This window comes from Syntrophotalea carbinolica DSM 2380, assembly GCF_000012885.1.
Taxonomy (GTDB): Bacteria; Desulfobacterota; Desulfuromonadia; order Desulfuromonadales; family Syntrophotaleaceae; genus Syntrophotalea; species Syntrophotalea carbinolica.
In genome coordinates this window covers 527,725-554,450 of record NC_007498.2, presented here as the reverse complement: position 1 = coordinate 554,450, position 26,726 = coordinate 527,725, and the positions used below count along the sequence as shown (strand labels likewise).

The 26,726-nt window shown below is 55.6% G+C and carries 23 protein-coding genes and 1 riboswitch; of the genes, 7 read left to right on the top strand and 16 right to left on the bottom strand.

All coding sequences use genetic code 11. The features are described 5' to 3' along the window. The first annotated feature begins 91 nt into the window (after positions 1-91). Together PCAR_RS02955 and PCAR_RS18735 are read left to right on the top strand one after the other, a co-directional pair. On the top strand, positions 92-2,032 hold the full coding sequence (locus PCAR_RS02955) for a TonB-dependent receptor plug domain-containing protein (protein ID WP_011340137.1): 1,941 nt from the start codon (positions 92-94) through the stop codon (positions 2,030-2,032). A 629-nt stretch (positions 2,033-2,661) separates the two neighbouring features. After that, the gene (locus tag PCAR_RS18735; protein ID WP_158447395.1) at positions 2,662-3,036 is read left to right on the top strand and encodes an energy transducer TonB; all 375 of its coding nucleotides are present in this window, start codon (positions 2,662-2,664) and stop codon (positions 3,034-3,036) included. Between the two features lie 183 nt (positions 3,037-3,219). Here the strand turns inward: PCAR_RS18735 and PCAR_RS02945 are convergent, their stop codons facing one another. The 6 genes from PCAR_RS02945 to PCAR_RS02920 form a co-directional block, all read right to left on the bottom strand. Then, positions 3,220-3,702 (bottom strand): Crp/Fnr family transcriptional regulator, encoded by a 483-nt coding sequence (locus tag PCAR_RS02945; protein ID WP_011340135.1) that lies wholly within the window; start codon positions 3,700-3,702, stop codon positions 3,220-3,222. 5 nt (positions 3,703-3,707) lie between these two features. Next, entirely contained in the window at positions 3,708-4,346 is a 639-nt protein-coding gene (locus PCAR_RS02940) for an MlaC/ttg2D family ABC transporter substrate-binding protein (RefSeq protein ID WP_011340134.1), read from the bottom strand. Between the two features lie 12 nt (positions 4,347-4,358). Further along, the gene (locus tag PCAR_RS02935; RefSeq protein ID WP_011340133.1) at positions 4,359-5,231 is read right to left on the bottom strand and encodes an MlaA family lipoprotein; all 873 of its coding nucleotides are present in this window, start codon (positions 5,229-5,231) and stop codon (positions 4,359-4,361) included. An 18-nt stretch (positions 5,232-5,249) separates the two neighbouring features. Further along, positions 5,250-5,696: an outer membrane lipid asymmetry maintenance protein MlaD gene (mlaD, locus tag PCAR_RS02930; protein WP_011340132.1), complete on the bottom strand. Its 447-nt coding sequence runs from the start codon at positions 5,694-5,696 to the stop codon at positions 5,250-5,252. After that, complete coding sequence (locus PCAR_RS02925; protein ID WP_011340131.1) at positions 5,683-6,483, bottom strand: ABC transporter ATP-binding protein; 801 nt, start codon at positions 6,481-6,483, stop codon at positions 5,683-5,685. Before PCAR_RS02925 ends, mlaD begins: the two co-directional genes overlap by 14 nt. 79 nt (positions 6,484-6,562) lie before the next feature. Next, positions 6,563-7,372: an MlaE family ABC transporter permease gene (locus tag PCAR_RS02920; protein WP_011340130.1), complete on the bottom strand. Its 810-nt coding sequence runs from the start codon at positions 7,370-7,372 to the stop codon at positions 6,563-6,565. 634 nt (positions 7,373-8,006) lie between these two features. On the opposite strand from PCAR_RS02920, the gene PCAR_RS02915 reads away from it, so the two are divergent. The 4 genes from PCAR_RS02915 (at position 8,007) to PCAR_RS02900 (ending at position 12,987) form a co-directional block, all read left to right on the top strand. Further along, positions 8,007-8,678, top strand: coding sequence for a succinate dehydrogenase cytochrome b subunit (locus tag PCAR_RS02915; RefSeq protein WP_011340128.1), 672 nt, complete (start codon positions 8,007-8,009; stop codon positions 8,676-8,678). A gap of 10 nt (positions 8,679-8,688) precedes the next feature. Further along, entirely contained in the window at positions 8,689-10,602 is a 1,914-nt protein-coding gene (locus PCAR_RS02910; RefSeq protein ID WP_011340127.1) for a fumarate reductase/succinate dehydrogenase flavoprotein subunit, read from the top strand. Next, positions 10,602-11,360, top strand: coding sequence for a succinate dehydrogenase/fumarate reductase iron-sulfur subunit (locus PCAR_RS02905; RefSeq protein WP_011340126.1), 759 nt, complete (start codon positions 10,602-10,604; stop codon positions 11,358-11,360). Before PCAR_RS02910 ends, PCAR_RS02905 begins: the two co-directional genes overlap by 1 nt. Before the next feature lie 412 nt (positions 11,361-11,772). Beyond that, the gene (locus PCAR_RS02900) at positions 11,773-12,987 is read left to right on the top strand and encodes an ammonium transporter (RefSeq protein ID WP_011340125.1); all 1,215 of its coding nucleotides are present in this window, start codon (positions 11,773-11,775) and stop codon (positions 12,985-12,987) included. Positions 12,988-13,161: 174 nt separating this feature from the next. Here PCAR_RS02900 and metE read toward each other — a convergent pair whose 3' ends face one another. From metE to PCAR_RS02855, 9 genes are all read right to left on the bottom strand, one after another. After that, positions 13,162-15,438 (bottom strand): 5-methyltetrahydropteroyltriglutamate--homocysteine S-methyltransferase, encoded by a 2,277-nt coding sequence (gene metE / locus PCAR_RS02895; protein ID WP_011340124.1) that lies wholly within the window; start codon positions 15,436-15,438, stop codon positions 13,162-13,164. A gap of 211 nt (positions 15,439-15,649) precedes the next feature. Further along, positions 15,650-15,775, bottom strand: a riboswitch (cobalamin riboswitch). A 186-nt stretch (positions 15,776-15,961) separates the two neighbouring features. Continuing rightward, positions 15,962-18,160 carry a squalene--hopene cyclase gene (gene shc / locus PCAR_RS02890; protein WP_148204286.1) on the bottom strand — a complete coding sequence of 733 codons (2,199 nt, stop codon included), beginning with the start codon at positions 18,158-18,160 and terminating at the stop codon, positions 15,962-15,964. A 24-nt stretch (positions 18,161-18,184) separates the two neighbouring features. Next, positions 18,185-18,796, bottom strand: a complete 612-nt coding sequence (locus tag PCAR_RS02885; protein WP_011340122.1) for a TetR/AcrR family transcriptional regulator — start codon at positions 18,794-18,796, stop codon at positions 18,185-18,187. A gap of 235 nt (positions 18,797-19,031) precedes the next feature. Further along, the gene (locus PCAR_RS02880; RefSeq protein ID WP_011340121.1) at positions 19,032-21,254 is read right to left on the bottom strand and encodes a methyl-accepting chemotaxis protein; all 2,223 of its coding nucleotides are present in this window, start codon (positions 21,252-21,254) and stop codon (positions 19,032-19,034) included. A 331-nt stretch (positions 21,255-21,585) separates the two neighbouring features. Continuing rightward, complete coding sequence (locus PCAR_RS02875) at positions 21,586-22,776, bottom strand: hypothetical protein (RefSeq protein ID WP_011340120.1); 1,191 nt, start codon at positions 22,774-22,776, stop codon at positions 21,586-21,588. Between the two features lie 13 nt (positions 22,777-22,789). Continuing rightward, positions 22,790-23,632, bottom strand: a complete 843-nt coding sequence (locus PCAR_RS02870; RefSeq protein ID WP_011340119.1) for an AAA family ATPase — start codon at positions 23,630-23,632, stop codon at positions 22,790-22,792. Positions 23,633-23,817: 185 nt separating this feature from the next. Beyond that, on the bottom strand, positions 23,818-24,399 hold the full coding sequence (locus PCAR_RS02865; RefSeq protein ID WP_011340118.1) for a TetR/AcrR family transcriptional regulator: 582 nt from the start codon (positions 24,397-24,399) through the stop codon (positions 23,818-23,820). Between the two features lie 112 nt (positions 24,400-24,511). Continuing rightward, a complete protein-coding gene (locus tag PCAR_RS02860) occupies positions 24,512-25,000 on the bottom strand; it encodes a ferritin family protein (protein ID WP_011340117.1) in 489 nt (162 codons plus the stop codon). Positions 25,001-25,048: 48 nt separating this feature from the next. Next, positions 25,049-25,480, bottom strand: coding sequence for a DUF2721 domain-containing protein (locus PCAR_RS02855; protein ID WP_011340116.1), 432 nt, complete (start codon positions 25,478-25,480; stop codon positions 25,049-25,051). Between the two features lie 136 nt (positions 25,481-25,616). Here PCAR_RS02855 and PCAR_RS02850 point away from each other — a divergent pair, with 136 nt between their 5' ends. Continuing rightward, on the top strand, positions 25,617-25,925 hold the full coding sequence (locus tag PCAR_RS02850) for a hypothetical protein (RefSeq protein WP_011340115.1): 309 nt from the start codon (positions 25,617-25,619) through the stop codon (positions 25,923-25,925). Between the two features lie 45 nt (positions 25,926-25,970). On the opposite strand, the gene PCAR_RS02845 is transcribed toward PCAR_RS02850, so the two are convergent. Continuing rightward, positions 25,971-26,591, bottom strand: a complete 621-nt coding sequence (locus PCAR_RS02845; RefSeq protein WP_011340114.1) for a DUF2238 domain-containing protein — start codon at positions 26,589-26,591, stop codon at positions 25,971-25,973. Positions 26,592-26,726 lie beyond the last annotated feature (135 nt).

Genomic DNA, 26,726 nt, shown 5'->3' with positions numbered 1-26,726 from the left:
TAGGCGCACCGATGCTTTGCTGTGACGGTGAATATAACCATGCTCCTCTTCGTGCTCCCTCCAGCCTGGGCACAAAGAGGAGTTTTTGTTTATGGTTAAAATCCCGTCTTTGGCCCTGGTCGGTTTGCTGATGCTTTCTGCCACCGCATCTGCATCCGACGTAACCACCCTCGAACCGGTTGTTGTAACCGCCACCAAAATCGAAACACCCACCCGCGAAGTAGCAAGTTCTATTACCGTTGTCACGGCCGAAGAGATTGAAGAGAAGCAGCAGCGCACGGTGCTTGAAGCTCTGCGTGACGTCCCCGCTGTAGATGTAGTACAATCGGGCGGCGACGGTCAGCAGACCTCCGTCTTTATGCGTGGTGCGAACTCCGAACACACACTGGTCCTTATTGACGGCATTGAAGTCAATGATCCCATCTCCCCAAGCAAAGCATTCAACTTCGCAAATTTAACGACAGATAATGTTGAACGTATCGAAATCCTTCGAGGACCGGCAAGCGCCCTCTACGGTTCGGATGCCATCGGTGGCGTCATCAACATCATCACCAAAAAAGGCCAGGGCAAACCGAGCATAACCCTCTCCGCCGAGGGCGGATCCTTTGAAACACACCATGAAACGGTGTCCTTAAGCGGCGGCACGCAACTTGTCAATTATGCTCTGTCTGCTTCCTATCTGGACTCCAACGGCATAACTGCCGCGCGCTGGTCCGACGGCAATCATGAACGGGACGGCTACGAGAACCTGACCACTTCCCTCCGACTGGGTCTTACGCCGACCAAGAACTTCGATCTCGACTTTATCCTGCGGTACATGGAGACGGATACGGATATCGACAATTCCGCCGGCCCCCTGGGCGACGATCCGAACTACACGACCGAAGAGGAAAAGCTGTTTTTCCGTACCCAGGCAGGCCTGTACCTTTTCGATGACCTATGGGAACAAAAACTCGGCTTCTCCATTACGGATTACGACCGGTCCACCCGCGATGATACCGACGCCGCGCACCCCTTGGACTGGGTGCGGAGCAGCTACCAAAGCACGTTGTACAAAGTCGACTGGCAACACAATCTTTACCTCCACAAAACCAATACTCTTACTCTGGGCATTGAACACGAGGAAGAGGAAGGTAAAAACAAGTTTCTGTCTGAATCGGCGTATGGCCCTTGGAACACCTATTATCCAAGACAGAAAACCCGCACCACCGGCTATTACGTGCAGGATCAGTTCAAACTGTGGAATCGCTTTTTCACTACCCTTGGCTTGCGCCTCGACGACCACGAGGAATTTGGTCGACGTGTCACCTACCATGTCGCTTCGAGCTACATATTTGATTCCACAGGAACAAAAATTCGCGCCACCTGGGGCACCGGCTTCAAGGCCCCCTCTCTGGTCCAGCTCTACGACACCAATTTCGGTGGCAACCCTGACCTGAATCCTGAAAAAAGCGAAGGCTGGGATGTTGGCATCGACCAGAACCTGTGGCAGGATCGCTTGACCATCAGTCTGACCTATTTCGAGAATTCTTTTGAAGACCTCATCGTAAATGAATACCTTGGATGGGGACCAACAGGGGCGATTTATCTTTATAAAAACGTCGACTCGGCAAACAGCAAAGGCATTGAACTGCTTCTTACCTGCCGCCCCCTGGAGACCTTGACCATCACTGCAGGCTACACCTATACCGACACGGAGAATGAAGACAGCCACGACCAACTGCTTCGCCGTCCCCGCAACAAGTTTACAGCAGATATCAACTACCGGTTCCTGGAAAAAGGCAACGTGAATCTCAGCATGATCTACGTTGGCAAACGGGAGGACAGCTTCTACAACAATGCAACGTGGGCAAGCGGGCGCGTTGAACTGGCCAGCTATACATTATTCAACCTGGGTGCGTCCTACGAAGTTACCAAATGGCTCACCCTTTCGGGTCGCATTGAAAATCTGTTGAATGAACATTACGAAGAAACATGGGGCTATGACACCGCAGGCATCGCGGGCTACATGGGCGCCAAATTGACCTTCTGATTGATGCTGCCTTCAAGGCGAACGGCATCAAACAAGTAAACAGTCGATCCTTCTATGTGGCCAGCTTCCGGCCAAACCATAACCGGAAGCTGGCCGCACTCAGGCGACATTAGCCTGGAAAGAGCTTCACCCTTATGTTGTCGCAGGAAACGTTTCTCCCATGGATTATCCTGTCCCTGGGCATCCATATCACGGCGTTGACCTTATGGCCGCTGCCACCGTCATGGGAAGCCACCAGACCAGGCCCCATTGCCGTGGATCTGCGTTACAGCACGCAACCTGGAGGCAACAACCAACCGAACAAAACACCAGGGCCCGGCACGCATGGCCCAAAGGCCATAATGCCGCCGAAGGTCTTGCATCCTCATCCGAAACCGGCGCCTCCACACAAATCAAGTCGGCCTATAACTCCTCCTGCACCGATAAAAAAAGCTGCACCACACAGAACTCCCCGAAAGAGCCAATCTCAAAAATCGGCGCCGGCAGCGATCTCGGCCCCTGAACAACAGCCTGAAAAGTCATTGGAGCCACCTTCCGACCAACCCGAATCGGACCTCGCCGACACCTCGATGGAAAACCTGAATGGCGCAGCATCTGCAACAGACGATACCAACGCCAGCCATGCTTCCTTGTCGCCAGCAAGCGGAACAGGCACGGACAACACGGGATACGGTAGCGGGGAGAACAGCGGGACTAACGGTGGCGGCGGAGGCGACGGCATCATACGCGCAACCCCATTAGGCTACGGCGAGAACCCACCCATGCCTTATCCGCGCAGCGCCCGACGCAGAGGATGGGAGGGAGAGGTGCTGCTGAAGGTCGATGTGTCCGCGCACGGCCGGGTCCTTGCCGTGCATATCGAACAATCGTCAGGCTATGGCATCCTCGACGATACCGCCCTTGGGGCAGTTTCCGAATGGCGCTTCCGCCCTGCCAGGGTTAACGGCTCAACTCGCCCCGATACGGTGATCGTCCCGATCCACTTCAGACTCGATGCTCCCTGAGCAACATGCGCCAAAACAGCTCGCGCAAAGCCCTCGGATAAGCCGACCGGGAAGAGTCATCCCGTACAGGAATACCACAGGATTCAACGGCGCAGGTTGTACGTTAAGCAGAGTTCTAAACACAAGGGGCCGGTTTCCATGGAAACCGGCCCCTTGAATAGATATGCGCAAGCCATGCAACCGTTAAAAAATAGCCGCCAGACGCTCGTAGGATTTTTTGAGGCGACTGGCAAGCGCCAGCAGAATCGCCCTGTAGAGCTTCATCCCAACCTCGGGAAAATCGGCAAGCAGCTTTCCGAACTCATCGCGTCCGATCACCGCCAGTCGGGCATCTTCCATAGCCACAACGCTCACAGCCCGCGGACTTTGATCCAGAAAAGACAGTTCCCCAACTACCGCGCCAGGGCCGAATACGGCCACAACCACCTGCTTACCGGGAAATTCCGTATCTTTTTTCGCCTCCAGATGCCCCGACAGAATAAGAGACAGATAACTCCCTGCCTGACCTTCATGCCAAAGAGTCTCCCCTGCTGCAATTTTGCGTTCCCCCAGATAGGGCAACAGGGCGGCAAGCTCTTCGGCGTTGAATATATGTAAATCTTCAAGGCATTTTTGGGCATCGGAAGGCAGGCCTTCGGCCGCTCCGGATAATCGTCCAGTACTCACTGTGCTCACGCTCCAGCCTTGCCACCTGGCTCTGAATCGGCACTTTGGGCGGCTTCCAATTCGCGGATCTTGTCTTCCAGGCGCACGAGCAATCCGTCAAAACCTTCCTGACGAATAATTTCGTTGTAACTGCTGCGGTAATTGCTCACCAGACTGACTTCTTCCACAATCACATCGTACACCAGCCACTGGTCCCCTTTAAGTCGCACCCGATAACTTACCGGGATCTCCTTGTTGGCAACCACCAGGGTATCGACCTGACCACGGGTTCCCCGAACCTCTTCGCCGACATATTCCACGTGCTCGTCCTGATAGGTGTAGTTACGAATCCGGCTACGATACGTATCCTCCAACAGCTGGGAGAACAGGTCAACGAAACGCCGTCTTTGCTCCGGAGTGGCGTTTCTCCAGTTGACGCCCAGGGTTCGCTGAGACATGGCATTGAAATCGAACTTGGAGCGCACCAGAGTTTCAACCTGATCCAGAATGGCGTCCTGGGGCAGTTCTTTATTGCGTAACACTTCAATGATCTTATCCAGGGTGACCCGGAGCTGTTCCGTAGGACCGGGCACGGCCATCGCCGGGGTCATCCAGCCGAATACTGCAAGCATCAGAATACAGAGCAGAAAATACCTGATTTTCATTGCCGCACTCCTTTATTTATCGATTTTGCCGTCCCGATATTGCTCATAGGCATTCCGGACGTACAGATAGGGATCAAGGGCTTCCTGTTTTACACTTTCGTAGGTGTCCTTATCCAGCGAAAGGGCGGTTTCCTTATCCACGGCGGTCAACCCGACGCGCTCAAGGGGTTTCATTTCGACATAGTGCAGAGGATCCATGAAAAAATCGCCGACCATACCTACCGTATCCCGAGCGTTCGAGGGCCCGAGAATCGGCCATACGATATAAAACCCCGAACCGACGCCGTAACTACCAAGGGTCTGACCGAAATCTTCTTCCTTCTTATCGAGATCGAACCAGGACTTGGCCGGATCGAAAAGCCCGGCGAGCCCCAAAGTCGAATTGATAATCAGACGCCCCAATTCTGTGCCGGCATCCTCGAATTTGAGTTGCAACAGCGAATTGGCGAAGCGCACCGGGGTTCCGAGATTGGAGAAGAAATTGGACACCGATTCGCGAGCCGGTTCGGGAACCACCCGATAGCCCCGAGCTATAGGCTTAAACAGATAGAAATAGAGTTTGTCATTAACCCAGAACATACCACGGTTAAGTGGCTCGATAGGATCACTGATATGGATGGTTTCGACATCACCGTTGGTAAAATCCTCGTCGTCGGTAAAATCGTCATCGCCATTGAAGTCTTCCGCCGAAGCATCAACCTGAGGTTCCCGGACAGCGTCCTCCGTTGCAACTACCGAAGCCGTCTCTTCCGCAGACGGAACAGTGGAAGGTTCTTCAACGATGGCAGGGGAAGCAGCGGAGGTCTGGTTGACTGCCGAAACACAACCGGATGAAAATAGCCCCGCAATTGCAGCCAATAGCAAAAACATCATTACATGTCGCATTGAATAACCCTCCCCGTTTTATTTTTTCTCGAAAATATACTTACTTACCAGTTTTTCGATATTGACCGCAGACTCGGTCTCATAGATTTCACCGCCGGGCTGGATATAATCCTCCATACCGCCGGGTGACACCTCGACATACTTATCGCCGATAATACCGGAGGTGCGGATGGAAGCGATACTGTCCTCCTGCAACTGCACCTTGGCATCGATATCCATACCCAACACCGCCTCGTATTTTTCGGGATCGAGGGTGATCCGCGAGACGGTCCCGATCTTGACACCGGCCAACTCGACCACGGCCCCTTCCTTGAGGCCGGAAACCGAGCCGAACCGGGCACTTATGGCATAGGTCTTATCACCGAACCAATCGACATCGCCAAGCTTTACGGAAAGATAGGCGAAACAGATGAAGCCGGCTACCAGAAAGATTCCGACAGCCATCTCAACGTTAAACCTTTTCATAGAAAAACCGTTCCTCCCTCTCGCTGGAATAAATCGGCCCCATGGTCTCCTCGACAAAATCCCGAATTATCGGATTATCCGAGAGCTGAAACTGCTCGGGGGACATGTTGCCGAGAATCCGTCCATCGTGGATGAGAGCCACGTAGTCGGCCAATTTGAATATTTTAGGCACATCATGACTGACAATAACAGCCGAATATTTGAGTTTTTCCTGTGTTTTGTGAAACAGTCTGTAGATTTCGTTACTCTTGCTGACATCCAGACCGGTGGTCGGTTCATCGAAAAAGACGATCCGCGGCTTCATAACCAGCGCCCTCGCCAGTCCGACACGCTTCTTCATACCGCCGCTGAGTTGAGCCGGAAACTTGCCGCCCATATCCGCAAGATCCATAAGCCGTAGTTTTTCTTCGACATTATCGCGAATTTCCGCTTCACTGGCGTCGGTCCGTTCGCGTAGCGGCAAAGCCACATTGTCGAACACGGTCATGGAATCGAACAGCGCAACATTCTGAAATAATACGCCGAAGTCTTTGCGCACTTCTTTCATTTGCCGTTTGTTCATTCGCGACAGGTCCTGCCCATACACCATAACCTGCCCGCTATCGGGTTTCATAAGCCCCAGCATATGCTTGAGAATGACGCTCTTGCCCTGCCCGCTGGGTCCCACGATGACCGTCGTTGTTCCTTCCCGCACCACCAGGTTGACTTTTTTGAGAACCTGCTGTCGACCGAAGGAACGCTCGACATCGATCATTTCTATGGCGATTTTTGTATTTTCCTGACTCATGGAGTGTCTCTGCTATCCAGCGTTTTAACAGCCCGTTGGAACCTCTGTCGATTTTAGACGAATAACCTTGCCCGAAGGATTACAACATGATGGCGCTGAGTAAGTAATCCCATACCAGAATGGCCACGGACGAAAGTACAACCGCATCGGTGGTGACGCGGCTCACCCCTTCGGCCCCGAAACCGCCGGAACGCTCAAGGTGCAGATAGTACCCTTTGGCTGCGCCGATCCAGATAATCAGCAATCCGAATATCAGGGATTTGACCAACCCCATCTCGACATCATTCCAAACGACACTGGAATACATCTGCTGAAAATAGGCGCCTTTGTTGACCCCCAGCATGGCAACGCCGACGAGGTACCCACCGACAATACCCGCCATATCGAAAATAGCCGTAAGTAACGGCATGGAAAGGATACCGGCAACGAATTTGGGAGCCATCAGGTATTTATAGGGATCGATGGCCATGCACTCCAGAGCATCAATCTGCTCCGAGTTGCGCATGATCCCGACCTCGGCGCATATAGCCGAGCCGGCCCTGCCGACCACCATAAGGGCGGCGATCACGGGACCGAGTTCGCGAATCAGACTCAACGCCACAGCCGCCCCCAGCAGCCCCTCCGAACCGAACTTGCGCAGGGTGTAATAACCCTGCAAAGCCAGCACCATGCCTGTAAAAGAACCTGTAAAAAGAATGACGAAGCTGGATCGGGAACCGATGAAATGAATCTGGCGAAGGATAGGCCCAAACTTATACGGCGGTCTCACAACACTGAACAAACAAGCCGCCAGAAAAATCCCCATGCGTCCGGCCTGCTCAAGGTAAAAGATAAATTCTGCGCCCAGCTTTTGAAAAAATCGCCCTACAGCTTGGACTAACCACATCATACCGGCACTTTCCCCTCTGAAAACAACGACCCGGTTGCCGTAGCTGCGGATTGCTCTATGCACCTAAGCAACGACTCAGCCATCGCCGGACACAATAGAATTCACTCATTATGTACGACTATTCTTAGCTCAAGCTGCACATGCTAGCATATGTTTTTGAAAAAATACACATTCTTTACAGCCCGAATTCACTGCTATTTTTTGACACAAAGGAAAATGACATGCCACATCCAAACTTATACGAACCCTGGCGTGAAAATATTTTTTTTGCATTTTAACCGCAAGCCGACTAGTATACCCTTTTGCCTCGTCGGCTCGAAAGTTCGATTTCTTTGCTTACGGCCAAGGCCGGAACGCCCTCGGACGGCAGCTGATGTCCCCCGTGTCGGACTCCCTTTTAGTTACGAAGCTTATCGATCCGCCCGGTTGCCCCGGAGTCCGCCCTTTAGTTGGACGGCGGGCAACCGCACGAAACCAGGCCCGCATCACGGCCTTTCGCACCAGCAACGCCGACCTTGAACCAGGCATAACCCGACCACGACAAACAGCGTGTCGACACTTCGGGTTTATGGGCAAGGACTTATATACCGCTGCACAGATCAGCTCAACCCACAATCAGAGGATATTCTGTATCATGCCTTTGAAAAACCTGATTCGTAGCGCCGTAGGGCGCAAACTCTTTATGGCTGTCACGGGCTTTGTCCTGTTCGGCTTCGTTGTCGCGCACCTGCTCGGCAACCTTTCCATCTATTTTGGCGCCGACGGCATCAATGCGTATGCCAAACATCTGCACCAACTCGAACCGCTGCTATGGATCTTCCGTCTGGGCCTGGCCGGAGCCTTTATTCTGCATGTTCTGTTCGGCATTACCCTGACCCTGGAAAACCGCCGCGCACGCCCGGTGGCCTATAAACGCAAAAAGCACCCCCGCAGCAGCCTTGCCGGGCGAACCATGATTTACAGCGGACTGCTGCTGGCCGCTTTTATCGGCTTCCATCTTGCGCACTTCACCTTTCGCAGCATAGGGCCTCCGGTGCAGTTCCTCGACGGCGAGCTGCTGAACGTTTTCCAGATGATTGTAGACAGCTTCCAACAGGTGGGCTTCGCCCTGGCTTACATCGTTGCCATGACGGTGTTGTTTTTTCATCTCAGCCATGGTTTTGCCAGCCTGTTTCAAAGCGCGGGGATGAACAACGATGTTGCTATCCCCTGGCTGGATCGTCTGAGCCGCGCCGCGGCGATCGTGCTGGCAGCCGGATTCGTTTCCATACCGGTTCTGATTTTTTTCGACCTTGTAATAAAGTAGGGAGTTTACTGTGATACTCGACGGCAAATGCCCAACCGGATCGCTGGCGGACAAGTGGGACAAACATCGCCAGGACCTCAAACTGGTCAATCCGGCCAATAAAAGAAAATTCAAGATCATCGTCGTCGGCACCGGCCTGGCCGGTGCCTCCGCCGCAGCAACCCTTGGCGAACTCGGATATAAGGTAGAAGCGTTCTGCTATCAGGACAGTCCGCGCCGAGCCCACTCCATTGCAGCTCAGGGCGGGATCAACGCTGCCAAAAATTATCCGAATGACGGCGACAGTATCTATCGCCTCTTCTTCGACACCATCAAGGGTGGCGATTTCCGGGCCCGCGAAGCCAATGTCTACCGGCTGGCACAGATCAGCAACGCCATCATCGACCAGTGCGTTGCCCAGGGGGTACCTTTTGCCCGCGACTACGCCGGTTACCTGGAAAACCGCTCATTTGGCGGCGCGCAGGTTTCCCGTACCTTCTTCGCGCGCGGCCAGACCGGACAACAGCTCCTGCTGGGAGCCTATCAAGCCCTGTCCCGCCAGATAGCGGCAGGCACGGTAACGCCGTTCCCCCGCACCGAAATGCTCGATCTGGTACTGGTGGACGGCCATGCCAAGGGCATCACGGTACGCGACCTCACCACCGGCGAGATCCGCTGCCATGCAGCCGATGCCGTTATCCTGGCAACCGGCGGCTACGTCAACGTCTTCAACCTGTCGACCAACGCCATGGGCAGCAGCGTCACCGCAGCCTGGCGCGCCCACAGAAAAGGCGCATTCTTTGCCAATCCCTGCTTCACCCAGATCCATCCGACCTGCATTCCGGTCACCGGGGATCACCAATCCAAATTGACCCTGATGTCCGAATCGCTGCGTAACGACGGCCGCATCTGGGTCCCGAAAAAGGCTGGGGACAAGCGGCGTCCGCAGGACATCCCCGAGAATGAGCGCGACTACTATCTGGAACGCAAGTACCCCAGTTTCGGCAACCTGGCGCCGCGCGACATCGCTTCCCGCGCTGCCAAGGAAGTCTGCGATGCCGGCTTTGGCGTCGGGGCCGGCGGCCGGGGCGTGTATCTCGACTTCGGCGATTCCATCGTGCGCCTCGGCGAGGATGCCATTCGCACCCGCTACGGCAACCTGTTCGAAATGTATCAGCGCATCACCGATGAAAACGCCTACAAGCAACCGATGCGGATCTACCCGGCGCCTCATTACAGTATGGGCGGCCTGTGGGTCGACTACAATCTGCAGAGCAACATCGATGGATTGTTCGTCCTCGGCGAAGCCAACTTCTCCGATCACGGCGCCAACCGCCTGGGTGCCAGCGCCCTGATGCAGGGTCTGGCCGACGGTTACTTCATTATCCCCTACACCATCGCCGACTACCTGGCCCGCACCTCGCCGGGACAGGTCGACAACACCCATGAGGCGTTTCGCCAGTCCCGCGAGCAGGTGGATGAGCAGGCCGGACGCCTGCTGGCCATCAACGGCCGCAAAACCGTCAGCGAATTCCACCGCGAACTCGGTCACATCATGTGGGAAAATGTCGGCATGGCACGTAGCGCCTCCAGCCTCACCGAAGCGCTCGACCGCATTCCCGCGCTGCGCAACGAGTTCTGGGAAAACGTCAAGATCCCCGGCACCGGTCAGCAGTTCAATCAGGAACTCGAAAAGGCCGGCCGCGTCGCTGATTTCCTTGAATTCGGCGAATTGCTGGCCCGTGATGCGTTGCAGCGCGAGGAGTCTTGCGGCGGACATTTCCGCACAGAACATCAGACCGCGGACGGCGAGGCACTGCGTAACGATGCCGACTATGCCCACGTGGCTGCCTGGCAGCACAAAGGTGCCGACCAGACTCCCGAACTGCACAAGGAACCGCTGACTTTCGAAAATGTTGAACTGGCTGTAAGGAGCTACAAATAATGGACCTGACACTGCACGTCTGGCGGCAGAAAGGCCCCAACGACAAAGGTAAACTCAACACCTACAAGGCCACTGACATCAGCCCCGACATGTCTTTTCTGGAGATGCTGGATGTCGTCAACGAGGGCCTGATCCACCAGGGCATCGAACCTATTGCCTTCGACCACGATTGCCGCGAGGGCATCTGCGGCACCTGTTCGCAGGTCATCAACGGCGATCCCCATGGTCCTCAGGCAAAAACCACCGTGTGCCAATTGCACATGCGCCAGTTCAAAGATGGCGACGAAATCTATATAGAACCCTGGCGCTCCCGCGCATTTCCGGTGATCCGCGACCTCGTCGTTGACCGGGGCGCCATGGATCGCCTGGTTCAGGCCGGCGGCTATGTGTCGGTAAGTACCGGTGGTGTTCCCGACGCCAACGCCATCCTGATCCCCAAGGACGACGCCGAAACCGCCATGGATGCGGCCGAATGCATCGGCTGCGGTGCCTGCGTTGCCGCGTGCCCCAACGGTTCCGCCATGCTGTTCGTGGCCGCCAAGGTCGGACAACTGGCCAAGCTTCCCCAAGGTCGCACCGAAGCAGCCAGCCGGGTCTGCACCATGACCGACGCCATGCTCAAAGAAGGCTTCGGCAACTGCAGCAACCACTACGACTGCGAAGCCGCCTGTCCCAAAGGTATCAGCGTCAAATTTATCGCCCAACTCAACCGCGAATACCTCATGGCACTGCCCAAGGCCGGCAAAACAAAAGCCTGAGTCAAGTTTGTGGCCGGTCGCCATTCAGCGAATATCAGGTCAGCTACATGCCATGCGCTTAAAGCCGCTTCCCCGGAAGCGGCTTTTTTATGTTGCCGTTTTTTTAATCACCAAAACGCGTCAAAAACCCAGATTCTGGATAAAATCCCCGCCATTTAAGACCAACGCCACCGACTTCCCCCTTAAATTCCCTTCAAGAACCTTTTTGCTTCGTGTTTTTCTCTCTATCTGCCTATTACTCGCACAGCGACGCCTTTTTTTTAAGCATATATTTCGACTTTTTTTTGGGGCAAATCCCTAAGCCACTGATTTTATATGATTTTTGTTTTTGGCATATCTGTTGCCAGATAAAGGAGTTCTGCATTTGTGGCAAGGGCGCCACACATATATTAAATCAAGGGAGATTTAGACCATGGAAGCAACAGTCAACGGGCTGCTGAACGGCAGCAATGTACTTTTTCTTATGCTCGGGGCAGTCATGGTGTTTGCCATGCATGCCGGCTTTGCCTTTCTGGAAGTCGGAACCGTCACCACCAAAAGCCAGGTTAACGCTTTTTCCAAAATCCTCACCGACTGGGCCGTCTCTACGGTCATCTACTTCCTGATCGGCTACCCCCTTGCCTACGGCACCCATTTCCTGCACCCGGCCGGAGCCCTGCTCGGCAATTCCCAGGGATTCGAGCTGGTTCGGTTTTTCTTCCTGCTTTGTTTCGCCGCCTGCATTCCCGCTATCATTTCCGGAGGCATCGCCGAACGCGCGCGCTTCTATCCCCAGGTACTGGCCGGAGCACTCTTTGTCGGCCTCACCTACCCGCTGTTCGAGTCTCTGATCTGGGGCCAACACAGCCAATGGCTGCAATCCATGTTCGAGCGCCTGGGCGGAGCCCAGTTTCACGATTTTGCCGGCAGCGTGGTGGTGCATTCCATGGGCGGCTGGCTGGCCTTGCCGGCGGTATTGTTTCTCGGTGCCCGTCAGGGACGCTACGTGCATGGCCGCAGCCAGGCGATTCCCGTCAGCAACATTCCGTTTCTGGCCCTGGGCAGCTGGATTCTTGCTGTCGGCTGGTTCGGCTTCAACGTTATGAGCGCCCAGCAGGTTACTGGTATATCCGGCCTGGTGGCGGTTAACTCCCTCATGGCGCTGGTCGGCGGCGTGCTGTTTGCCCTGGTAGCCGGACGCAACGACCCCGGCTTTTTGCACAACGGTGCACTGGCCGGCCTCATCGCCATTTGTGCCGGCTCCGACATCGTGCATCCGCTGGCCGCGTTTTTCATGGGCGGCTTCGGTTCCTTGATCTTCGTTTACGGGTTCAAGTGGGAACAGGAAAAACTCAAGATCGACGACGTGCTCGGCGTATGGCCCTTGCACGGCGTCATCGGCACCTGGGGCGGTATCGCCGCCGGTATTTTCGGCCAGCCCCTGTTTGGCGGCATGGGCGGCGTCACCTTCATCTCCCAGCTTGGCGGCAGCCTGCTGGCGGTAGCCTACGCCCTGCTTAACGGCTTTGTCATCTATGGCATTATCCGCAAAGTTTTCGGTATGCGCCTCACGGCGGAACAGGAATTTTCCGGACCTGACCTTGCTATCCATAGCATCAACGCCTACCCCGAGGAACGCGTCAAATAACCCTGGTACGCCGCCTAAGTGCAAACACAAGCACAGGCCGTCGCCGATATTTTTGTCGGCAGCCAGGCCATAGGTTGGGGCTTTTCCTGCCTTACCAGTGCGAAATGATAAAAAAATAGCGGCGGCCTCAGATACATGGCCGCCGCAACACCAACCGCAAAATGACCTCTCTGCTTATCCCCGGGCAAAAAACCGCAACTTTTGCGCAGCCGCCACCATGTTTCGCAACGACGCCAGGGTTTCCGGCCAGGCCCGGGTTTTCAGGCCGCAATCGGGGTTTACCCACAGACGCTCAAGGGGGATGACCTCCGACGCCTTGCGCAGCAACTCAACCATTTCCGCAACCGAAGGCACCCTGGGACTATGAATATCATAGACTCCGGGACCGATATCGTTCGGATAGGTGAACGACTCTAAAACCCCCAGAAGCTCCATGTTACTGCGGCTTGCCTCGATACTGATCACATCGGCATCCATCTTGGCGATCCATTCCGCAATGTGGTTGAATTCGCTATAGCACATATGCGTATGAATCTGCGTGGAATCGGCCACCCCTGAAGCCGTCAGACGGAAGGCATCCACTGCCCAGCCCAGATATTCCCGCCAGGCGCTTTTACGCAGGGGCAGCCCTTCACGCAGGGCCGCCTCATCGACCTGGATAATCTTTATACCCGCCTGCTCCAGATCCTGAACCTCGTCCCGTATCGCCAAAGCGATCTGCTTACAGGTCGCGCTGCGGGGTTGATCGTCTCGGACGAAGCTCCAGCAAAGCATGGTCACCGGACCGGTAAGCATGCCTTTTAAAGGTCGGTTGGTCTGCTGCTGGGCATAGGTTGTCCACTCCATGGTCATAGGCTTCAAACGTTCTACATCGCCATAGATAATCGGTGGTTTAACGCAACGGCTGCCATAGCCCTGCACCCATCCGTTTTCGGTGAAGCAGAACCCCGCAAGCTGCTCGCCGAAATACTCCACCATATCGTTGCGCTCGGGCTCTCCGTGTACCAGCACATCCAGCCCCAACGCCTCCTGCTGGGCAATCGCTTCCCGAATGTAACGTTGCATTTCAGCGCGGTATTGCTCTTCGCTAATACGACCTTGTTTAAAGCTTCGGCGCGCAGAACGAACGCCAGCGACCTGCGGAAAAGACCCGATGGTGGTGGTCGGAAGCGTCGGCAACCGCAGCCAGGCCTGTTGCTTTTTGCGTTCTTCAAAAGATGAACGTCGACAATACATATCTGGAGAGATATCCGCCATCCGCCGCCGGACCGCATCACGATGCACCAGGGCACTCTTCCGACGATTTTCCATGGCGGTGTCATTCGCCTGCAAAACCTCTGTCACATCCTCTCCGTCCAGGGCCAGCCGAACAACATTCACTTCCTGGCACTTTTGTCTGGCAAATGCCAGCCATGATCGGATACGGGGATCCAGGACGGCCTCCCCCGCCAGATCAACGGGTACATGAAGTAAAGAGCAGGAGGGCGCAATCATTACGCGGTCAGAGCCGCGAGCCACCACCGCATCCTGCGCTGTACTTATGGCCTGTCTGAGATTCGATCTCCAAACGTTGCGGCCGTCAATCAGCCCCAAAGAAAGAACCATGTTTTCAGGAAGGCATGGCAACACCTTCTCGAGTTGTCCGGGGGCGCGCACAAGATCGACATGCAGCCCATCCACCGGGAGGGAAAGTGCCAGATCCAGATTTTCCTGCAGGGCGCCAAAGTACGTGGCCACCATCAAACGGCAGGGACCGGCAACGGCCGCCAACCTCCGATAAACGTCTCGCACGCGCAAGCGAATGGGTCCCGGCACATCGGTCGCCAGAATGGGTTCGTCCAATTGGATCCAGGAGCATTTGGCGGCAACCCGGCTTACGATCTCCTCGTAGACTTCAACCACCGCATCAAGGTGACTCCAACGATCGAAACCGGCCACCATTTCCTTGCCCAGTGCAATAAATGTCATTGGACCGGGCAAAACCGGTTTTGCCTGAATACCTTCAATGCAGGCCTCGGCAAGCTCCTCAAACAAACGATTCCTGGCTAACCGGAAGCGTTGTCCAGGGTAAAACTCCGGAACAATATAGTGATAATTGGTATCAAACCATTTGGTCATCTCCATAGCGGTCGTTGTACGATGCCCCGAAGACCCGCGTGCCATATAAAAATACGTATCCAGATCTACCGATTCGCCTTGCCATCCGAAACGCGGCGGCACCGCACCGAGCATAGCGACCATATCGAGCATATGGTCGTAATAAGAGAAATCTCCGACCGGCACAAGATCGATTCCCGCCTGCTGTTGCAAACGCCAATGCCGTAAGCGAAGCTCCCGCCCGGAAGCCATGAGTTTTTCCTGCCCGATGGCTCCCTTCCAGTAAGATTCCAGATTTTTTTTCAGTTCACGATGCGCTCCCATACGGGGAAAACCGAGCGTGTGTGTCAGCATGCATGTCTCCTTTTGTCCTGTTGAGGGTGTCCGTTGACAAATGACAGCCCCAAAAACAGGAAACCCATTCTCCGAAGAAGAATGGGCTCACAAGAAGAGACCTCATGCATTGATAAACGACCGGGGCACTGCCCGGTCCGTCTTCATGCGCTGACGCCGCCATCCTGTTCGACACCCATGTCGCGAGGTGCTGTCAGGTATGAGACAGGGCGTCTTCTGGCTTCCGGGCTCTTAAAACTGCATGACCTTCCCAACCCCTGTCAGGGCCAGTGATCATGCAAAACGTAAACAATACCGGTTACAGCGGCGCGTCCGCGACGGATTCTCACCGTCTTCCGTTTCCTGCACTCACATACGATTAGTTTTAGATCATTGAAAAATACATCGACAACTATGAGAGGTCAACCCTTTTGCAACGTTCCCGTATGAATCCCTGCACACAACTACCGGCCAGACTCCTAATTTGATCCATCAAAAGATTGAGACCCGACAAAACAAAAGGGGAGCCGATGGCTCCCCCTGATTACGCTTTGCGCTTGCGACGTAGTTTTTTGCGCCGGTCGAGAACCGGCAGATGCAAACCGGCAGGCCCCGCCCGCCGTACCATCTGCTGCCTGCTCGGGTTCCCGGAGCTGAGCCGTTCGTACAGACCGAGGGCCCAGAGGGGAAAGTACTGACTGTACCCGTGGTAACGCAAATAAAAGACCCGAGGGAAACCGGTTCCGGTGAAATGGCGTTCATCCCAGCCCCCGGCTCGGTTTTGTTCCTCCACCAAATACTGAATCCCGCGCCGCACTGCCAGGTTGTCCACCTCGCCGGCGGCCATCAACCCCAGGAGCGCCCAGGCTGTCTGCGAGGCGGTGCTGACGCCACGTCCGGCCAGGGCGGGATCGTCATAGGAATAACAGGTTTCGCCCCATCCACCATCCGGGTTCTGTACCGATTCAAGCCAGCCCACCGCCTGCCGGATATAAGGAGCCTGCAAATCCTCGCCGGCGTGGATCAACCCGGACAGGGCCGACCAGGTCCCATAAATATAGTTCACGCCCCAGCGACCATACCAACCGCCGAAGTCCTCCTGCTCACGACGCAGGAAATCCACCCCCCTGGCAATGGGCAAAAAATCCCGGCCGAAACCTGCCATAGCGAGCATTTCGATGCACCGCCCCGTCACATCCGCAGTACTGGGATCGAGCAACGCCCCATGATCGGCGAAAGGGATATCATTTAAATAAAGGTAATTATTGTCAACGTCGAAGGCACCCCATCCTCCATCGCTGTTCTGCATGCCGATAACCCAATTGATAGCCCGCGACAGCTCCTGTCGATAGCCCGGGTTATCCATCGCACCGGCGCGTATCAGGGACATCAGCACCTTGCTGGTATCGTCCAGATCGGGATACAGAGCGTTTTCGAACTGAAATGCCCAACCGCCCGCTTCGAGGTTCGGCACCCGCTGCGCCCAGTCGCCCTTGACATCGACCTGCTGATCCAGCAGCCAGCGAACCGCACGATCGACCGCCGGATGCCTGGCATCAAGCCCCCCTTCAAGCAGCGCCGTAAGGGCAAGTCCCGTATCCCAGATCGGCGACGCACAAGGTTGACAGATACCCTGATCGCCACCCTGCGCATGGCTGCCGGCAGGGCTGGGATCGAGCATCGGAGCGGCTGAGGTGCCTGTGCACCAGCACGGCGAAACCGGCGTATCCTCCCGGGGAGGAACGTCACAACGGTCAATCAGCAGATCGTCGAGAGCCTTGAGGCCGCGCTGATAATCGGCATCATCCGGCGAGCAGCCCAGAGTCCGCAGCGCCATGACGGCATTGGCCATGGCCGGGAAAATAGCCCCGATACCTCCGGCGCCCTGCATATGCTCCCGTGTCCATGTCTCTGCAGCCCTCAGCGCCAGGTTGTGCAGACGCCGGGGGACACAGCGCACCATTTTGCGGGTCAGGCGATCCACCCAGATAAAGACATTTTTACGCCACTGACCGGGTTTACAGACATCGAGGTAACCGAGTTTATCCGGCGGCGTGACAAACAGCTCAGGGATCCCTTCCCAGGGCTCCAGACGGCAGACCGGGCGTTTGGCGTACAGAATCAGCAACGGCACCACCACGGTACGAGCCCAATAGGAAATCTTACTTAAATGAAAATAGAACCAGCGCGGCAAAAGCATGATTTCAACCGGCATGGCCGGAGTCGTGCGCCAGGGAATCTGCCCGAACAGCGCCAGCGCGATGCGCGTGAACACATTGCATTTTTCGGCACCGCCGAGGGCCAAAACGATTTGCCGCGCCCGCACCAGGGGGTCGCAGTGGGTCGGGTAACCCAACAGCTTAAGCGCCAGGTAAGCCTTGACGGTGGTGCTGATATTGGCAAACCCGTCTTCCGCATATAACGGCCAGCCACCGTCGGGCAATTGACGACTGAGTAAATAATTGGCCAGACGTTGTTGCAATTCAGGCGCAAGAGGGCGACCGAGAAAACGTTGCAGCATCACATATTCGGAAGCGATGGTGGTATCCGCTTCCAACGCAAAAACCCAATTACCGGCGTCGGCCTGCAGCGAAAGCAGCCATTCGCGAGAATGCTTGAGGGAAGCCGACAGACGACCGCGATCCAGGGCACCGCGTCTCTCGTTAGTCGTCCCCGGACAAGGCGTAGCGGCTTTTTGTCCACCACGAAAAACTCTAAATTTGGGCTGGTTTATGTTTTTCATTTTGATTTTATCCATCACGAAAGGTCAGGCCAGAAATTCCTTAACCAAACCGCGCAACAAGGTCTCCCCCAAAGCCTCTGAAGGCAACAAGGGAAAATCCTTCCAGAAAATTTTTGCCGTAATAACGCCATGGGAAGCTGTCAGAAAGGCCTGTGTTACCAATTCTGGATCGACGGGGCGAAACACGCCGCAGGTTATACAATCGATCACCACCTGCCGCACAAACAGATAGGATCTCCGCGCCAGAGAATCCCTGGTCATAAACTCGTCGGGAGAGCCGTATACCGGAGCATCCGAAAAAAAAGCCACGCGATAATGGTCTTGATGACTGCAGCCGAAGTCGATACTCAATAAAAACGATTTCTTGAGACGTTCAAGCGGAGCGACTTCGGTTTCGGCAACCCGCTGCAATTCGGTCAGGTAGTGATCAAACAACTCTTCGCAGAGGGAAAAAATGATATCCTGCTTGTCCCGAAAATAGATATACAAGGTCGTTGGTGAATAACCGACCTTGCGGGCCAGACGTCGCATGGAAAATTGTTCGAACCCCTCCTCCAGGAAGAGACCCTGGGCCGCCTGCAAAATGGTTTCGCGCAACGCCTGTTTATCGTCTACCTTTAACGCAGCAGTCTGCATTTAATATTTGTCCCATGAAAGTTAACACCGTTAAGTGAGGTTGAAACTATCCCCAAACACCTCGACTGTCAAGGGGATTCTCTTTGCGCCGACCCATCTTTGAATAACAAGATGGCCCGCACGAGGCATAAAAAAAGGCCCGCCCTCAGATGCAACCTACGTTACATCTGACAGGACGGGCCCTATCGGTACATTTCATTGTCTACCGGATCATACGACCCGTGTGCGGAACATCTCAGGCTTCAGGCAGCGCCAACTGGGAACGACTGGCCATCTGCACCCTTCCGCCTGAGGAAGAGCGGCCCTGAAGTTTGAAGCGGCCGAGCAATTCCTGCAACTGCATGGCCTGGCCGGAAAGTTCTTCGGCAGCCGCGGCACTTTCTTCGGCATTGGCGGTGTTCTGCTGCGTAACGCCGTCGATCTGATTGAGCCCCTGGTTGACCTGGGAGAAACCTTGCGCCTGCTCGTTGGAAGCCATGGCGATTTCGCCGACCAGATCCGACACCTTGGTCGCCCCGTCAACGATTTCCTTGAGCGCGCCGGCGGTTTTGTCGGCGATATCGGTACCGTTGCGGGTCTTGCCGACCGAGTTCTCGATAAGCTCGGCCGTCTCTTTGGCGGCGGTGGCACTACGGGCCGCCAGGGTACGGACCTCTTCGGCAACCACGGCAAAGCCTTTACCGTGCTGGCCGGCCCGGGCCGCCTCAACAGCAGCGTTGAGAGCCAGCAGATTGGTCTGGAACGCGATTTCGTCGATGACCTTGATGATCTTGGAAATATCTTCGCTGGAAGCGTTGATTTCGCGCATCGCGGAAAGCATCTCTTCCATCAGGCCGGCACCATCGGCCGCGCCCTGACGGGCGTTGTTGGCCAGGCTGTTGGCCTGCTCGGCATTGTCGGCATTGAGCTTGGTCTGGGATGCCATCTGGGTCATGGAAGCGTTGATCTCTTCCATGGAGGCAGCGGCTTCCGTAGCACTTTGGGACAGGGACTGGCTGGCATCGGCAACCTGGCCGGAGCCGGAAGCAATCTGCTCGCCCGCCGCCTGCACCTGGTTCAACACATCGTTGAGGTTTTCGGTCATGTTGCGCAGCGCAGTGCCCAACTGGTCCTTGTCCGAGGCCAGTTTGACCTCGACGTCGAGATTACCGGCGGCGATCTCTTCGGCAATCTTGGCGGCGCCTTCAAGGCTGTCCGCCATTCCATTCAGGGAAACCGCCAACTGACCGACCTCATCCTGCTGGTTGAGGGTCAGGCGCTGGGAGAAATCACCGGCACGAATCGTATCCGCAAGCTCCGCGGCCCGACGAATGGGGCGGGCAATACCGCCGGCAGCCAACCACAGCAGGAACACGGCCAGACCGACAACCGCTACCCCGGCCACAATCTGCCAGAAGGCGCTGCTGTCACCGCGCTCGGTCATCTGCTCGTCGAGAGCCATGGCCTCGGCCAGCACAACCTTTTTCGGCACCTGGATCATCACCGACCAGGGCTTGCCGGTATTCCCCAGAGGAATCGGTGCGATGGTTTCGATCATGCCGTTTGCTTCGTTGTCGCGGACCATAGCTTCGCCGCTCTGAATCGCCTTGAAGATATTTTCCCAGCCGTCGGCCATGACCTGATTGAAGTGGCCGCCGATCATATTGGCGTTTTCACTCTGGGCCACCAACAAGCCGTTGTCGGCAATAATGGAAACTTGGCCCTCGCCGCCGAACAACGCTTTATCGACATCGACAGCGATGTCCTGAACAAAATCGAGATTGTAATCGGCGCCGGCGATCCCGTAAAACCTGCCGTTGACCATAACGGGGACTGACATGGTAGCCAGCCACACCTGCTTACCCTGGACGATGTAAGGCAATGGGCCGAGAACGCTTTCGATGTTCTTCTCGCGCGGGGTGATGTACCAGCCGCCCTTGAGCACGCCGTTGGGATGCTTGTCGTAGGTATCGTACTCGACAAGAGGCTGCACGGCGATGTTACCTTTGTCATCGCGGGTCCAGTATGGGGTGAAGCGACCCGTCACGGCGTTATTGCCGTCTTTATCGACACGGAAGTCGGCGTCCCGACCGTCGATGGCATTCGGCTCCCAACAGGAGTAGGTGCCGTTAAAGCCCTTATTGCGCTTGAGCACGTTAAGCAGAATCGCATTGAGCTGATCGCGACCGATATGCAGACTGCTGCCCTGTTCCTTGGCAACCTCAAAGGTATTGGCCATGGTGCGTGCGGCGTCCAGAGCCAGTTCGAGCTGTGCCTGGATCTCACCGGCATTCTTGCCGGCAAGGCTCTGCAGCCCCTGCATGTTGGTTTCCTTCAACAGCGAGTCTACCTGCGTCGAAACCATCTCCTGCGTGTTCTTGGCGGAGAACAAACCGTAAACCACCAGTACGGCAACTGCCGAAAGCAGGCAAAGCCCTGCAATCATGGCAATCTTCATTTGCACCGACTTGAATTGCATAGATTCCTGTCCTTTCTTGACTCCCACACGGAACTTATTTGAGACCTGCAACGAAATTGGGGCAAATCGCCCTCAGTAAAAAAACATGGACGTCATATACGCAAAGGCGATGCCAGATAGCCGAAAATCGCCATTATTTGTTGCCCGCAAACCGGAACTATATGGAATCATTTGTTTAATTGTGGAACACATGTCCCGCCAGGTGCCCGACACCAACCGTACAACGGTTGACGGCACCGGTCAGGACTGTGACACCGGGCATTTTGGGCACCACACACCTGTGGCATGCCACGTGCGCAACACCCTGCAAAGTAAACCGTGGATAGGTAGATCAGGAATGCATCAGATGGTGAACGGCCTGCTCGAGACCGTCGAGACTCAGACTGAACATGGGGAAAATCTTGTTGATCATATTGATGGTTTGCCCATAGGGCCACAAGGAAGGGCTGAGAGGGTTAAGCCAGACGGTGTGGCGGTAGGCCCTGGCCAGGGCCTGAAGCCGCTCAATGCCAGCCTGGCTGCTGACTCGACGCAAGGTGAAGGAGGGACCGGCATGCAAGAGTTCCTCGGGCGCCATACTGGCGTCGCCGACAATAATCAAGCGGCTTTGGGGATCGCGCGCCAGCAACTGGGTAAAGGGTATGGGATGATGAACCCGCTCCGGGTCGTTCCAGACCCGTTCGTGGATGGTGTTGTGAAAATAATGGATATCGAGATTCTGGAACTGATCGCGCGCATGGTTGAAAAGCGCCTGGACCGTCGGCACGTGAGCTTCCATGGACCACCCGCCGTTATCGATCAGCAGGATAACCTTCAGCCGATCGGCAAGACGCCGGTCGAAAACCAGTTCGATTTCGCCGCCGTTACGCATGGTCTGATAGATGGTGCTATCGATATTCAGGTCGTCGCGGGGCCCGGACGGCATCAGATGACGCAGACGTTTCAGGGCTTCGCCAACCTGTCCCCGGGTCAGGGTCGCACCTCGCGAATAATCGCGGTAACGCCTCTCCAGCGCAACCTGCATGGCGGAACGGTTACGGGAAATACCGCCGATGCGCATGCCACCGGGACGCTGGCCCGAGTGACCGACGGGTGAAACACCGCCGGTACCGATCCATTTGCGACCGCCGTGATGTTCCTCTTTTTGATCGTTCAGGCGATCGGAGAAATACTGCTCCAGTTCCTCGGGGCTGAGGCGTTCCGATTGCTCCGCTCCCGGCTCCACCGAGGCATCCGGCTTTTTCGGTTTCTTGAGCCACTTTTCTATCTGATCGCGCAACTCTTGATCGAGATCGACGCTATCCTCAGCGGAATGAACCGCTTCGGCAAAATGCTCCGCAAACAGCTGATCGTAAGCATCGAAATCACGCTCGCTTTTCACCAACACGGTACGCGCCACGGTATAGAGGTCATCCAGCGATTGAACCAACCCCATGGCCAGAGCACGCTGCAAACGCAGAAAAGCGGTGGGCGAAACCATGATCCCCCGATCGCGCAGGGCATAAAAAAACGGCCGAAACACTATTGCCCCCTTTTCAGGCCGGAGCCTGGGCCTGCGCCATCTCGAGATCGGCGCTCTTTTTAAACAGAATGCCCAGGTACGGCAGTTGCCCGGTGGTCAGATTGGCCGCTTCGACATCCGGATCGACAACCAGAGCACGCAACCAGTTGAGCAATTCACGGGTTGCCGGCTTTTTCTCCACACCCTCGAGCTCCCGCAACCGATAGAAAGCACTCAGGCACGCCTCGATCAATTGTTGGTCGAGATCGGGGAAATGCACAGCCACGATGCGCGTCATCATGTCCGCTTCCGGAAAAGCGATATGATGGAAATTGCACCGTCCCAGGAAAGGATCGGACAAGTCTTTTTTGGCATTGGAAGTGATAATGACCACCGGGCGGTGACGCGCGGTCACCGTTTTGTCGATCTCCATGATGTCGAATTGCATCTGGTCAAGCACATCGAGCATGTCGTCCTGAAAATCCGTATCGGCCTTGTCGATTTCATCGATGAGCAGCACGACCCGTTGATCGGCGGTAAACGCCTGGCCGATTTTGCCCATGCGGATATAATCCTCGATGCAACTGACATCGCGACTGGAATCGGCGAACCGGCTGTCGTTGAGACGGGTCAGAGTATCGTACTGGTACAGCGCTTCGACCAGCTTCATGCTCGATTTGACGTTGAGGATGATCAACGGCATGCCCAGGCTCTCGGCTATGGCATGGGCCAGCCGGGTTTTGCCGGTGCCGGGCTCGCCCTTAAGAAGCAGGGGAAGCTCCAGGGCCATGGATACATTGACGATTTTGGCCAGTTCCTCGTCGAGGATGTAGCGTGAAGCGCTGGTAAAACGATGTAAAGGCTGTGACTCAGTCATGGGTCTAGCTCCTTGAGACAATCCCGCGAAGCCGATCGGAACAGCTAAGGGGAATGGAACGGATTAATCGAAACATAAATCGGGCGCGCCATCGAAGTGGAAAAGCCATCCCGTCAAACCTGAACGATCCGTAAGTACAAACGGCATGACACAGGGACCCGAATCCCTATAAAACCACATCGGCACTACCGCAACAGCCGCGAAAAGAGCACGTCTATAAATTCTCGCACCGGCTCGGCTGAACACTGCACCTTGGCCCGCAGGATGGCACCCTCAAGGCCGTTGAGGACCACCCCGGCCAATTGACTGCTGCTGATATCCGCGGACATATGGCCATGCGCCTGAGCGGCGGCAAGGCAGTTGGCGAGATGCTCCTGCCAGCTGTCGAAAAGATGTTGCAGACGGCGACGAAAGGTTTGATTGCAGGCGGCGAGTTCCTGCCCCAGATTTCCCGCCAGACACCCCCGATCGCACCCCCCGTTATCGAGCCGCTGGGCAATGGCATCGAGATAGGCGCGAATGCGCTCGAGTGGCGCAAGTTTGTCATCGCGCAAAAAAGCCAGGAGTTTTTCTTCGTAACGATGGGCAAAGCGGTCGATGATCGCCAGGCCAAAAGCCTCCTTGCTGGGGAAATAGTGATAAAATGACCCCTTGGGCACTTCCGCCCGGCTCAGTATGGCGCCGATACCGGTGGCGCCATAACCCTGTCGGGCCATAAGGTCCATACCGATCCGGAGAATATGTTCACGGGTGTCACGTTTTTCCATAGGGAGGATATTAGACCGGTCGTCTAGCTTGCGTCAAGAACCCTGCAAATTAAAATTACGCAAAGGAAAGACCGAACGAATCGGGCTTAGAGGTGAGTGACGTCCAGCCATATCAAGCTGGCACAGACTCAGAACCTTGTGCTTTTTCCCGGGCAGCGAACAAACGGCAATATTCCGCCAGACGGGCGACATGCTCCCGATCGGCCCGGCCGAGGCGTTCGAATATTTTTTGAACGGCGCTATCCGCAAAGCGCACGGCACAGAGCACATGCACCTGGCGAAACTCATCTTCCAGGTGCAACGACAGCCGCAGGGCCTCCTTTACGGGAAGAACCGAGCGCCGCACCTTGGCCAAAATTTTATGCGCCCGAAACAAAAGTTTTCGGATCTGAGCGTCGGGTACCTGCTCGCGAACGATAAGGTCATCCCTGAGCAGACGTTTGGCCAGATGAATTTCCCGGGCGTGCTCGCTTTCGTCATCGGCCATGTTCAGCCAGATCGCCTCCAGAGCGTGGTCCGCCGCATAAACCGCCGCCAATTCCCGATATACCTGTGCGAGGACCTCCTCGATTTCGGCACACCGATTCAGAAACGCCTGCATAGTTAGGCTCCTTTCCGAGTTACCGACCTCCGTCAAGCATCGGGTTTCTCAAAGAGACTGTTTTGGATCGGTTCCGGCACGCTTTGCCGCCAACATCTCGCAGCGTTGCAATTCGTGCTTGAGAGCTTCGCCCGACAACAACGTCTCCCATATACTGATCCCCAGGGAAACAACCATCAGCACCATACTGACACCGAAACTCAGGCGGGCCCAGGGTTCCCGGCCGACAAACAGGCACAGCATGGAAATCATGCAAAGCAATATGCTGACAATACCAAAACCCTGCATCCATTTAATAAGACTGATGCGCACCCGCAAATTGTGGATCTGTCGACGAACCTGCACATCGTCGCTCTCGGCCAGACGACCGGCCAAGGCCCGAATGACGCCAGCCAAGGCGAGAAAACGGTTGGTATAGGCCAGCAGCAACAGCGAGATGGCCGGAAACAAAAGAGCCGGTGTTGTGATATCCATGGACATGAGAGCTCCATCGTCATATGAACGGAAGACCCCGGCGCACGCCGACGGGTGGCTTGCCCGGTGCGGAAAAATCAATTATGCTGGTTCCAAATTGCCTATGGCAAGCGGCAACTCCCTACTTCAAAGAGGCTATGACATGCGGAATCATTTTATATTGTGCCTGCGTAAACTGTTGTGCATCTTCCTGCTGGCAACAGTCGTCGCATGCCATTCGCCGATCAACCAGAAAAATTTTGCCGGCATCGAAACCGGCATGGCCGAAGCAGAGGTCATCGCCCTGCTTGGCGAACCCACGGAAACGACCAGCATCGATCTGGGCCTGTTCTCCGGTACGGCTGCCACCTGGCGACACAAGGACACGGTCATTTCCGTGCAATTTCTCAACGGCAAAGTGCAAAGCAAGCAACTCTACCGCTCCGGACAACCGACGCCCGAGACTCGATGAATGCAAAACCCGGCGCCACGACAGCACCAACCAGGCAAAACAATTTCAGCGGGGAGGTTGCTCTTGCCCGGCTGACGGCAGGGCCGCCAACGGCCGGCGGCACACTATTGCGAACAACGCCGTAGCGACGAGGGCTCCGAGGGTATCGGCCAGCATATCCTTCTGCGCATCCCAGATATCGCCCTGGGAACCGAGTACGGCAATCCCGGCGCCGGGATCGGCATGCACGGCATACTGCCATTCGAACAGCTCATAACCGGCCGCCACGGTCACGATAAAAAAGATCGGGAACAGCAGCAACACCACGCGAGAGGACACCAGACGTCGTCGCAGCAGCAACTCGGCGCAGGGAAAGGCATAAAAACCGACCGTGAAATGGGCCATGCGATCATAGTGGTTGCGCTGAAAACCGAATAGATCCGTGACCCAGTCGAAGGGTACCCGTTCAAAAGTAAAATGCCCGCCGATGGTATGCAGAAAGATCAGGCAGGCCATCATCAGGTAAGCTCCATCGGAGAAACGGAATTTCCGGTAGGTCGCCACCAACAAAACCACGATAGCCACGATCGGCAGGTTCTCCGCAACCCATACGCCCCGATCGTAAGGAGCAATGCCAAGCAGGGCAAAGACCACCAGGTAGAGCGCCAGCAATACGGCAGGTATCATCCTATCCTCCTGATTCCAGTAACCAATAGCGAGAGTCGAAACCGGAGCGAACCAACAATATCCGGCGCTGCTCGTTTTTCACAACAAAAGCCAGATCAACAACGGAGTCGCCTCAGGTTCAGGTTTTGAAGTGAC

What these genes read in the sequence shown, in the direction of transcription:
- mlaD (WP_011340132.1), bottom strand. Translation starts at nt 5,696, where the DNA reads ATGAAAAGGTTTAACGTTGAGATGGCTGTCGGAATCTTTCTGGTAGCC.
- PCAR_RS02870 (WP_011340119.1), bottom strand. Translation starts at nt 23,632, where the DNA reads ATGACTGAGTCACAGCCTTTACATCGTTTTACCAGCGCTTCACGCTAC.
- PCAR_RS02955 (WP_011340137.1), top strand. Translation starts at nt 92, where the DNA reads ATGGTTAAAATCCCGTCTTTGGCCCTGGTCGGTTTGCTGATGCTTTCT.
- PCAR_RS02885 (WP_011340122.1), bottom strand. Translation starts at nt 18,796, where the DNA reads ATGCAGACTGCTGCGTTAAAGGTAGACGATAAACAGGCGTTGCGCGAA.
- PCAR_RS02915 (WP_011340128.1), top strand. Translation starts at nt 8,007, where the DNA reads ATGCCTTTGAAAAACCTGATTCGTAGCGCCGTAGGGCGCAAACTCTTT.
- shc (WP_148204286.1), bottom strand. Translation starts at nt 18,160, where the DNA reads ATGAAAAACATAAACCAGCCCAAATTTAGAGTTTTTCGTGGTGGACAA.
- PCAR_RS02855 (WP_011340116.1), bottom strand. Translation starts at nt 25,480, where the DNA reads ATGTCCATGGATATCACAACACCGGCTCTTTTGTTTCCGGCCATCTCG.
- PCAR_RS02850 (WP_011340115.1), top strand. Translation starts at nt 25,617, where the DNA reads ATGCGGAATCATTTTATATTGTGCCTGCGTAAACTGTTGTGCATCTTC.
- PCAR_RS02865 (WP_011340118.1), bottom strand. Translation starts at nt 24,399, where the DNA reads ATGGAAAAACGTGACACCCGTGAACATATTCTCCGGATCGGTATGGAC.
- PCAR_RS02880 (WP_011340121.1), bottom strand. Translation starts at nt 21,254, where the DNA reads ATGCAATTCAAGTCGGTGCAAATGAAGATTGCCATGATTGCAGGGCTT.
- PCAR_RS02905 (WP_011340126.1), top strand. Translation starts at nt 10,602, where the DNA reads ATGGACCTGACACTGCACGTCTGGCGGCAGAAAGGCCCCAACGACAAA.
- PCAR_RS02925 (WP_011340131.1), bottom strand. Translation starts at nt 6,483, where the DNA reads ATGAGTCAGGAAAATACAAAAATCGCCATAGAAATGATCGATGTCGAG.
- PCAR_RS02900 (WP_011340125.1), top strand. Translation starts at nt 11,773, where the DNA reads ATGGAAGCAACAGTCAACGGGCTGCTGAACGGCAGCAATGTACTTTTT.
- PCAR_RS02940 (WP_011340134.1), bottom strand. Translation starts at nt 4,346, where the DNA reads ATGAAAATCAGGTATTTTCTGCTCTGTATTCTGATGCTTGCAGTATTC.
- PCAR_RS02935 (WP_011340133.1), bottom strand. Translation starts at nt 5,231, where the DNA reads ATGCGACATGTAATGATGTTTTTGCTATTGGCTGCAATTGCGGGGCTA.
- PCAR_RS02920 (WP_011340130.1), bottom strand. Translation starts at nt 7,372, where the DNA reads ATGATGTGGTTAGTCCAAGCTGTAGGGCGATTTTTTCAAAAGCTGGGC.
- PCAR_RS02845 (WP_011340114.1), bottom strand. Translation starts at nt 26,591, where the DNA reads ATGATACCTGCCGTATTGCTGGCGCTCTACCTGGTGGTCTTTGCCCTG.
- metE (WP_011340124.1), bottom strand. Translation starts at nt 15,438, where the DNA reads ATGCTGACACACACGCTCGGTTTTCCCCGTATGGGAGCGCATCGTGAA.
- PCAR_RS02860 (WP_011340117.1), bottom strand. Translation starts at nt 25,000, where the DNA reads ATGCAGGCGTTTCTGAATCGGTGTGCCGAAATCGAGGAGGTCCTCGCA.